This window comes from Iamia sp. (genome assembly GCF_035575815.1).
GTDB lineage: Bacteria > Actinomycetota > Acidimicrobiia > Acidimicrobiales > Iamiaceae > Iamia.
The window spans coordinates 1-9,136 of the sequence record NZ_DATLXO010000134.1; the positions used below are offsets into that span (position 1 = coordinate 1).

11 protein-coding genes are annotated in these 9,136 nt (G+C 73.0%); 6 read left to right on the forward strand and 5 right to left on the reverse strand.

Annotated features, from left to right (window positions below):
- On the reverse strand, positions 1 to 597 hold a 597-nt coding region (locus VNL12_RS14255), incomplete at its 3' end, for a response regulator transcription factor (RefSeq protein ID WP_325595608.1).
- 152 nt (positions 598 to 749) lie between these two features.
- Here VNL12_RS14255 and VNL12_RS14260 point away from each other — a divergent pair.
- From VNL12_RS14260 to VNL12_RS14280, 5 genes are all read left to right on the forward strand, one after another.
- A complete protein-coding gene (locus VNL12_RS14260; RefSeq protein WP_325595609.1) occupies positions 750 to 2,018 on the forward strand; it encodes a MoxR family ATPase in 1,269 nt (422 codons plus the stop codon).
- Positions 2,019 to 2,020: 2 nt separating this feature from the next.
- A complete protein-coding gene (locus VNL12_RS14265) occupies positions 2,021 to 2,962 on the forward strand; it encodes a DUF58 domain-containing protein (protein ID WP_325595610.1) in 942 nt (313 codons plus the stop codon).
- A gap of 33 nt (positions 2,963 to 2,995) precedes the next feature.
- Positions 2,996 to 3,970, forward strand: coding sequence for a VWA domain-containing protein (locus VNL12_RS14270; RefSeq protein WP_325595611.1), 975 nt, complete (start codon positions 2,996 to 2,998; stop codon positions 3,968 to 3,970).
- A gap of 65 nt (positions 3,971 to 4,035) precedes the next feature.
- Positions 4,036 to 5,466, forward strand: coding sequence for a pyruvate kinase (gene pyk / locus VNL12_RS14275; RefSeq protein WP_325595612.1), 1,431 nt, complete (start codon positions 4,036 to 4,038; stop codon positions 5,464 to 5,466).
- 365 nt (positions 5,467 to 5,831) lie between these two features.
- The gene (locus VNL12_RS14280; RefSeq protein WP_325595613.1) at positions 5,832 to 6,080 is read left to right on the forward strand and encodes a hypothetical protein; all 249 of its coding nucleotides are present in this window, start codon (positions 5,832 to 5,834) and stop codon (positions 6,078 to 6,080) included.
- A gap of 34 nt (positions 6,081 to 6,114) precedes the next feature.
- On the opposite strand, the gene VNL12_RS14285 is transcribed toward VNL12_RS14280, so the two are convergent.
- Both VNL12_RS14285 and VNL12_RS14290 read right to left on the reverse strand, forming a co-directional pair.
- Positions 6,115 to 6,489, reverse strand: a complete 375-nt coding sequence (locus VNL12_RS14285; protein WP_325595614.1) for a hypothetical protein — start codon at positions 6,487 to 6,489, stop codon at positions 6,115 to 6,117.
- Positions 6,490 to 6,502: 13 nt separating this feature from the next.
- A complete protein-coding gene (locus VNL12_RS14290) occupies positions 6,503 to 6,730 on the reverse strand; it encodes a hypothetical protein (protein WP_325595615.1) in 228 nt (75 codons plus the stop codon).
- A gap of 176 nt (positions 6,731 to 6,906) precedes the next feature.
- On the opposite strand from VNL12_RS14290, the gene VNL12_RS14295 reads away from it, so the two are divergent.
- Positions 6,907 to 7,647, forward strand: a complete 741-nt coding sequence (locus VNL12_RS14295) for an SCO6745 family protein (protein ID WP_325595616.1) — start codon at positions 6,907 to 6,909, stop codon at positions 7,645 to 7,647.
- 42 nt (positions 7,648 to 7,689) lie between these two features.
- On the opposite strand, the gene VNL12_RS14300 is transcribed toward VNL12_RS14295, so the two are convergent.
- Entirely contained in the window at positions 7,690 to 8,649 is a 960-nt protein-coding gene (locus tag VNL12_RS14300) for an LLM class F420-dependent oxidoreductase (protein ID WP_325595617.1), read from the reverse strand.
- A gap of 57 nt (positions 8,650 to 8,706) precedes the next feature.
- Positions 8,707 to 9,136: SDR family NAD(P)-dependent oxidoreductase (locus tag VNL12_RS14305; protein ID WP_325595618.1), on the reverse strand; the 430-nt coding region annotated here is incomplete at its 5' end.

The window sequence follows — 9,136 nt, forward strand, 5'->3', positions numbered from 1 at the left end:
CCGCACCGTGTTGGTGAACGGATCGGCGTGCTCGTCCCAGACGTGGTCGAGCAGCCGCTCCTGGGACATCACGTGGCCGGGGTGGGCCATGAAGTAGCGCAGCAGGGCGAACTCCTTGGCCGTGAGGTCGAGCCGGCGCGACCCCCGCCACGCCTCGAAGCGGGCCGCGTCGAGGCGCAACGGCCCGACCCGGAGCTCCGAGCCGGTGCGACCCGCGTCGCGACGCAGCAGCGAGCGCACCCGGGCCGACACCTCGGCGAAGGAGAACGGCTTGACCAGGTAGTCGTCCGCCCCCTCGTCGAGCCCGGCGACGCGGTCGTCGACGGAGTCCCGAGCGGTGAGCATCAGCACCCGGGGGGAGGGTTCGTCGTCTCCGGGCGCCAGGGCCGGGTCGGTGCGCAGGCGCCGGCAGAGGGCGAGGCCGTCGGTGTCGGGCAGGTTCAGGTCGAGGCAGATCAGGTCATAGGGCGTGACCCGCAGGCGCTCGACGGCCTCGGCGCCGTCGTGGGCCACGTCGACGGCGTAGCCCTCGCGGCGCAGGCCCTTGGCCAGCGCGGCGGCCAGGTCGACCTCGTCCTCGACCACCAGCAGGCGCATCACCGCACGGTAGCGGCGGGGCCGCCGGGGACCGGGGCCCCCCGGGGTGCCGGCCGGGGTCGGGCCCCGGGGCCCTATCCTGACCGTGCCCACGATGCACCCCGCCTGCCTCCCGCCGCCTCGGCGCCGGCGGGCACCGACCCGGAGGACCGATGTCCGACACCGCCGCACCCGAGACGACCCCCGCCGCGGCGCCGTCGCCGGGCGAGGCCGCCCACCTGCTCGACCGGGTCCAGTCCGAGATCCGGCGGGTGATCGTCGGCCAGGACCGGGCCATCGAGCGCCTGGTCGTCTGCCTCCTCGCCCAGGGTCACTGCCTGCTCGAGGGCGTGCCCGGCCTGGCCAAGACCCTGGCCGCCGAGACCCTGGCCCGCACCGTGGGCGGCACCTTCGCCCGCATCCAGTTCACGCCCGACCTCTTGCCCGCCGATGTGATGGGCACCCGGATCTTCCGGGCCAGCAAGGAAGAGTTCGACATCGAGCTGGGCCCGGTGTTCGTCAACTTCCTCCTCGCCGATGAGATCAACCGGGCGCCGGCCAAGGTCCAGTCCTCGCTGCTCGAGGTCATGGCCGAGCGCCAGGTCTCCATCGGTGGCAAGACCTTCCGCGTCCCCAACCCGTTCCTGGTGCTCGCCACCCAGAACCCGATCGAGTCCGAGGGCGTGTACCCCCTGCCCGAGGCGCAGCGCGACCGCTTCCTCATGAAGGTCGTCATCGGCTACCCGACCGCGGGCGAGGAGGTCGACATCGTCTACCGGATGGGCGTCAAGGCGCCCGAGGCCGAGTCGGTGCTCACCCTGCCCGAGCTCATCGGCCTCCAGGGCGCGGCCGACGCGGTGCGCATCGACCGGTCCGTGGTCGACTACGCCGTCACCCTGGTGCTCTCCACCCGGTACCCGGGCAACTACGCGCTCTCCGACATCGAGCCCCTCGTCACCTACGGCGGGTCGCCCCGCGCCAGCCTCGGGCTGATCCGAGCCGGTCGGTCCCTCGCCCTGCTGCGGGGCCGGGACCACCTCGTGGCCCAGGACGTCTTCGACGTGGCCCCCGACGTGCTGCGCCACCGGTTGGTGCTCTCCTACGAGGCCCTGGCCCAGGGCGTCACCGCCGATCAGGTGCTGGCCCGGGTGCTCTCGACCGTGCCCGCCCCGCGCCAGGCCGGCCTGAGCGCGTCGGCCGCCGGGCCCGACTACGGCCGCGCCCCGTCCCACGCCGGCGGCCCCTTCTCCGGCGCCGGCTACGGGTCCCAGCCCGGTTACCCGGCGGCCGCGGGTCACCCGGGCCCCGGTGGGCCGTCGGCACCCGGCCACCCCGGTGGTGCGGCCCCCACGCCCGGCCCCGGCGGGGCCCCCTCGGACACGTCGCCGTGGGGAACGGCCGACCCGACCCGCCCCTCGGTGGGCGACGAGCGCTCCGCCTGACCGTGGCGGCACCGGCGAACGTCCCCCCACGGGTCTCCCAGAGCGACCCGGCCGAGGTGTTGCGGCGCCTCGACCTCGTCGTGCGCCGACGCCTCGACGGGCTGCTGCACGGCGAGTACATGGGCCTCGTCCCCGGCCACGGCTCCGAGCAGGGCGAGACCCGCATCTACACCCCCGGCGACGACGTGCGCCGCATCGACTGGAACGTCACCGCCCGGATGACCGAGCCGCACGTCCGTGAGACCATCGCGGACCGAGAGCTCGAGTGCTGGATCCTCGCCGATGACTCCCCCAGCCTCGACTTCGGCACCGCCTTCTGCGAGAAGCGTGACCTGGCCGTGGCGGCCGCGGCCGCGATCGGCTTCCTCACCCACCGCACCGGCAACCGCATCGGCGCCGTGCTCGCCGGGCCCGACGGCAGCCAGATCGTCCCGGCCCGGGGCGGCAAGGACCACCTCATGTCAGTGCTCCACCGCCTCGTCACCGCGGCCCGCCACCCGACGGGGCGCACCGACCTCGACGGTGCGCTGATGCGCCTCGGCGGCATCGCCCGGCGCCGCGGCGTGGTGGCGGTGGTGTCGGACTTCCTCGAGCCCCCCGAGCAGTGGAAGTCGCGCCTGGCCCAGGTCGCGGTGCGCCACGAGACGCTGTGCATCGAGGTCGTCGACCCCCGCGAGGTCGAGCTGCCCTCGGTCGGGGTGCTGTCGCTCGTCGACCCCCGCTCCGGTGACGTGCTCGAGATCCAGACCGCCCACCCCAAGGTGCGCGAGCGCTACGCGGCGGCCGCCGCCGCCCAGCGGGGCGCCATCGCGGATGCGATCCGCAGCGCCGGCGCCGACCACCTGCAGCTGCGCACCGACCGCGACTGGCTGCTCGACATCGTCCACTTCGTCGCCCAGCGCCGCGACCGCACCCGCGACATCGCGCCGCGCACCTCCGCCTGATCCGCCCCCTGCACCGCAACGAGCCCTGAACCCATGACCCTCGCCATCACCTACCTCTCACCGGACAAGTTCTGGCTGCTGCTCGCGGTGGCCGCCATCGCGGTCACCTACGTGGTGCTCCAGACCCGGCGCCGCACCTACGCGGTGCGCTTCACCAACCTCGACCTGCTCCAGAGCATCGCCCCCAAGTCCCCGGGGTGGCGCCGCCACGTCCCCGCCCTCATCCTCCTCGTCGCCCTGTCGTCGATGGTGGTCGCCCTGGCCCGCCCGGCGCGTGAGGAGCGGGTCCCCCGTGAGCGGGCGACGGTCATCTTGGCCATCGACACGTCGCTCTCGATGATGGCCGAGGACGTGCCGCCGGACCGCCTGACCGCGGCCAAGAGCGCGGCCAAGACCTTCCTCACCATCCTCCCGCCCAAGATCAACGTAGGCCTGGTGGGCTTCAACGGCACCGGCACGATCCTGGTGCCCCCCACGACCGACCGAGCCCGGGTGACCGCCGCCGTCGACCGGCTCGAGCTCGACGAGCGCACCGCCATCGGCGAGGCGATCTTCACGTCGCTCCAGGCGATCCGACAGGCCCCCGTGTCCGAGGACGACGCCGACAACGAAGAGGTGCCGGCGCGCATCGTGCTCATGTCCGACGGCAAGACCACCGTCGGGCGGCCCGACTCGGTCGGCGCCAACGCGGCCAAGGAGGCCGGGGTGCCGGTGAACACGATCGCCTTCGGCACCGACAACGGGGTGATCGTGCTGCCCGAGGAGCCGATCCCGGTGCCCGTCGACGTCGACCGCGAGGCCCTCGAGCGCATCGCCGATGCCACCGACGGCAAGGCCTTCACCGCCGCCACCGAGGGCGAGCTGCGCGAGGTCTACCGCAACATCGGCTCGTCGGTGGGCTTCGAGATCGAGTTCCGCGAGATCGGTCTCTGGTTCATCGGCCTGGCCATGGTCCTGTTGTTCCTCAGCTCGAGCCTGTCGCTGCTCTGGTTCAGCCGCCTGCCCTGACCGGGCGCGGATCTTCCGGTGGCAACGGCGCACCGATGAGCGCCCGGGCCGTCATACTTGACCAGGTGAGGCGCCGCACCAAGATCATCGCCACCATGGGCCCCGCCTCGGAGTCCGAGGCCGTCTTGACCGAGATGATCGAGGCTGGGGCCGACGTGATCCGCGTCAACCTGTCGCACGGGTCGCTCGACGACGCCATCGAGCGCTACCGACGGCTGCGCCGGGTCGAGGAGTCGATCGGCCGCCCGCTCGGCATCCTCGTCGACCTGCCCGGGCCCAAGGTGCGGGCCGGCTCGTTCCCCGAAGGCGGGGCCGTCCTCGAACCCGGGGGCGTCCTGACCGTCGCCGTCGGCCACGAGCGCAGCACCGCAGCACAGATCCACGTCGACCACGAGGGCCTGCTCCAGGACATGCACGCCGGTGACCGCATGACCTTCGGCGACGGAGCCGTGGTGATCGAGATCATCGACGCCGAGGCTCAGGGGTTGCGGGCTCGGGTCGTCCACGGTGGTCGCCTCCAGGGGCGCCCCGGGGTGCACATCCCCTCCGAGCGCCTGCGGATGCCGACCCCGACGGCCGAGGACCTCCGGCTCCTCGACGCCTTCGTCAACGAGGGCACCGACATGGTGGCGGTGTCCTTCGTCCGCTCGGCCCACGACATCCGCCGGGTCGGCACCGAACCCCACCCGGCGGGCCCCATGGTCATCGCCAAGATCGAGACCCGCGCCGCGGTGGAGAACCTCGACGGCATCATCGAGGCCGCCGGCGCGGTGATGGTGGCCCGCGGTGACCTCGGAGCCGAGATGCCCCTCGAGGAGCTGCCCCACCTGCAGAAGACGATCCTGCACCGCTGCATCGCTCTCGGGAAGCCGGCCATCACCGCCACCCAGATGCTCGAATCCATGGTCTCGGCCCCCACCCCCACCCGGGCCGAGACCTCCGACATCGCCAACGCCGTGTTCGACGGGTCGAGCGCGGTGATGCTCTCGGGCGAGACCGCGATCGGCCACGACCCGGTCCTCGCCGTGGCCACCATGGCCCGCATCGCCCAGCGGGCCGACGAGGAGTTCGACGACGACGGCTGGGCGGCCAAGGTCCAGCGCCTCAACCAGTCCCAGCGGGGCTCGATGGACGACGTGGTCACCAACTCCATGACCAACGCAGCGTGGCGGGCGGCGTCGGAGAGCGGGGCGTCGTCGATCATCTGCATCACCCGCACCGGCTTCACCGTGCGCTCCATTGCCCGTTACCGGCCCCGCGCGCCGATCCTCGGGTTCTCCACCGACCCCCGGACCCTGCGTCAGCTGACCTTGTCGTGGGGTGCCACCCCCGTGCAGCTGAACGGGGCCTTCGACATCCAACAGCAGGTCGCCCAGGCCATCGAGACGGCCCGCGGCGAGGGCTACGTCCGCTCCGGCGACCTCGTGGCGGTCCTGTCGGGGTCCCCCGACTACAAGGGCGTCGCCACCGACGCCCTTCGCCTCGTCCACATCTGAGCGGCACGCCCCGCACCGCTTCGGCCCGGGGTCACGCGGCATCAACGAAGCGCGACATCCTTCTCGACGGCTTCGTCATGGGGAGGGCGCCGGCTTCCTCGTGCTCGCGGGGTCAGACGGGGCGACGGCACGTGGGGCCACGGCCCTCGGTGAGCGAGCCGGCTACGGCCGCACCTGCGGCGCGCTCCCCCATCACCGCCGCCGGGCAGCACGTCGTGGCCGCGCTCGCCCGCAGTGCTACCAAACGGCCCCGACGGCCCGAACGCCGCCACGGCAACTCACCGTGCTGAGCGACCCGCATCAATGTCGCTGCCGCTGGTCAGAGGGCGATTCGCTGTCGATTCGCTGGCCGACGGTCCGTCGCGGTGGCCGGTCCCCGTGGCGTCTCCGCCGGCTTCGGACCCTCCGCCCCGGGGGAGGTGGGGCAGCGAATCGCCGTCGAATCGCTGTCGGACGGGTTCTGGTGCCCGGTCCCCACCACGTCCCGTCCTCGGCCGGCGCCCGTCGCTCCGTCCCCGAAGGGCCACACCGTGCTCCTCGCTGATCGCACCGACCTCATCCGGCGCGAGATCGTCCAGGTCGACGGCAGGGCCCACGCCATCGTGGGGCTTTAGGCCTCGAGCAGCCGACGCTCCTGGTTGGCCGTCATCACCTCAGGAGGCGGACGACGGCGAGCGCGATCACGATGACGGAGGCGCCGATGATCATCACAGCCTCCAGCCAGCGCGGCGTGCGATCCGGCGTACGGCTCGACACCAGGCCGAACGAGTCAGCCCCGTGGTCGACGATCCGTCGGGTCATCCACCACGCGAACAGCGGGAGCAGCACCACGCCGATGCCGGCCGCGACCGCAGACTCCCGGGCCTCGCGATCGCCCCAGCTCAGCGCGTAGACGATCAACGCGGCGAAGGCCAGCCAGGCGAGAGCCACGGTCACCATGGCGCCGTAGTACCGGAGCCGTCCGAACTCGTAGGTCTCGGCGGTCCGGTCGGCCGCCCGGCTCATCGCCTCCGACACGCTCACCGCCGCCTCCCCCTCATGCCCCACGCAGCTCGCGTCGGCGGAACCGGTACAGGAGGGCCATGCCGGCCGTGAGGACGACGGGGAGGAGGACGAAGGCGACGCCCACGTCGGACTGGCCATCGATGATCGCATACACCCCGAAGGCGACCACGAGTGGCAACAGGCAGAGGATCAACATGTATCGCCGCCGCATGACGGCGAGCAGCTCGCGTGACTCGTCCTCTGTTCCCTTCGCGGCCATCGTTCCTCCTTCCGACACCCGTGGAGGCGGTGTCCCGTCCGACAGCGGGGCAAACAACGCCCCGGACCGAACGCCGCCCAGCCACCTCCTCCGCAGCGGAGCGATGCTCCGGCGGGCAAGACGTAGGGTCGCCACCGCCGCCGACCCACCACCTGCACCCTCACTCGGAGCCCGCCATGACCCCCGACGCCGTCGCCTCCGCCACTGCCTCCGTGGTGAGCGGCCTGGCCAGCCACTTCATGACCGATCCCGCCACCTACGTCCTCGGAGCCGACCTGGGCTTCGACGGCATCGACTTCTACCTCGCGGGACGAGGAGGCGCCCTGGGCGACGTGACCGGTGACGTCGTGGCCTCAGCCCTCGTCTTCTTCTCGCCCGCCACGGTCATCGAGGGCTGGGACCGGGCCCGGAGCGTGATGGCCCCCCACCAGGCGGCGCAGCACTTCATCAGCACCGGCCACGACTGGGCCGACGCCCACCTGACGAACGACGCCGACCTGGGCCGCCTGGCCGACCTGCTCGGCACCATGATCCGAGGCGCCAGCCCCGCCGGGGCCCCGCTGTTCGCAGCCTGGCGGACCCAGGCCGAACCCGGTGCGGACCGTCCCCGGGCGCTGGTGCTGCACCGCCTGAACGTGGTGCGCGAGCTGCGCGGCGCCCTCCACGGCGCTGCCGTCCTGGCCCACGGGCTCAGCCCCCACCAGGCGGTCAGCATCCGCCAGCCTTCCATGCTCGGCCTGTTCGGTTGGGGAGCGCCCCACCCCGACGCCGAGCGCGCCACCGAGCACTCCGAGTGGGTCGCGTCGGAGGCCGCGACCGACCGGGCCCTCGCCCCCGCCTACGCCACCCTCACCGAGGACCAGCGCCACGAGCTCTGCGATCTCCTGGCCACCCTCGACGCCACCAGGACGGCCTGATCCACGGCGTCAGCCGACAGTCGAGAGTCGACAGCCCGACCGTCACCTCGGGGCGAGGTCGCGGGCCGCCTGCACCGGGTCGAGACCGAAGGGCAGCACCGCCAGGGCCGGGCACGTGATGCCGTTGGCGACGTAGCGGTCGATGTGCTCGCGGCACTCCTCGGGCGATCCGTGCACGATCAGCTCGTCGACCACCCGGTCGGGGATGGCGGCGAGGGCGGCCTTGCGATCGCCCGCCTTCCATGCGTCCCACATGGGCCCGAGCGCCTCGCCCCGCCCGACCCACTCGTGGAACGCGGCGTAGACGGGCACGTTCAGATAGGCGGCGATGGCGTAGCGGCCCATGGCCCGCACCGTGTCGGTGTCGGTGGTGGGGGCCACGAAGATGCGGGCCACGACCTCTTTGCCCTCCCCGCCCGCGTGCACGTGCGGGGTCACGGTCGGAACGTCGTCCGCGGCCAGCCAGTTCACGATGGCGCCGTCACCCTCGCGGCCGGCGAGGCGGAGCATCCCCTGGCGCAGCGCCGCGACGAGGATGCGGGGCTGCTGCTCGGGCACCACCCCCAGCTTGAAGCCGTCGACCGAGAACGTGTCGTAGGCCTCCTTGACCTTCTCGCCGGTGAGGGCGGTGCGCAGGAAGCGGACCGTGTCGCGCACCTTCTTGTAGGGCTCGTCGAAGTCCAGGCCGTTCCACCGCTCGACGATCACGTCGGAGGAGGTGCCGATGCCGAACGCCACGCGACCGGGCGCGGCGTCGGCGAGCGAGGCCACGCACTGGGCGAGGGTGGCGGGCCCGCGGGTGAAGGCGGGGACGATGGCGCTGCCCAGCCGCAGGGTCGGCGCCCACACCGACGCCAGGGCCAACGGTGTGAAGCCGTCGGCTCCGTTGGCCTCGGCCGACCACACGTCGGTGTAGCCGAGGTCGGCCAGCTCCGCGACGGCGTCCCGCTGGGCGTGGAGGGGGATGCCGTCGAAGGGGATGGTCATGCCGTAGCGCTGCATGCGACCGACCGTACCGCCCCCTGCGGGTCAGCTCAGCCGGGGGTGCGACAGACGACCTCAGGGGCGGCGGAGGGCGGGATGCTGGCGGGCCAGGAGCGGCAGCAGCACCGTCTTGGGCGTGATCCGCCCGGCGTAGGCCCCGATCGCGTTGGCGGCGCCGGGGATGACGACGGTGCGCCCTTTCACCAGGCCCTCGACGCCGACCCGGGCCACGTCGGGGGCCGGTACCCACATGAAGCGGGGCAGGGCGCCGTTCGACTCGGACTCGCTCAGCCCCGCCGTCTCGCCGAAGCCGGTCCTGACCGGCCCCGGGCACAGCGCGGTGACGGCCACGCCGGTGCCCCGCAGCTCGGCGGCGGTGGCCTGGGAGTAGGCCAGGACGAAGGCCTTGGCCCCGCCGTAGCCGGCCTGGCCGGGGAGCGGCTGGAAGGCGGCCACCGAGGCCACGTTCAGCACCCCGCCGGCGCCCCGTGCGACGAAGCCCGGC

Coding starts and splice junctions, on each gene's coding strand:
- VNL12_RS14260 (WP_325595609.1), top strand. CDS start 750: ATGTCCGACACCGCCGCACCCGAGACGACCCCCGCCGCGGCGCCGTCG.
- VNL12_RS14300 (WP_325595617.1), bottom strand. CDS start 8,649: ATGCAGCGCTACGGCATGACCATCCCCTTCGACGGCATCCCCCTCCAC.
- VNL12_RS14295 (WP_325595616.1), top strand. CDS start 6,907: ATGACCCCCGACGCCGTCGCCTCCGCCACTGCCTCCGTGGTGAGCGGC.
- VNL12_RS14270 (WP_325595611.1), top strand. CDS start 2,996: ATGACCCTCGCCATCACCTACCTCTCACCGGACAAGTTCTGGCTGCTG.
- VNL12_RS14290 (WP_325595615.1), bottom strand. CDS start 6,730: ATGGCCGCGAAGGGAACAGAGGACGAGTCACGCGAGCTGCTCGCCGTC.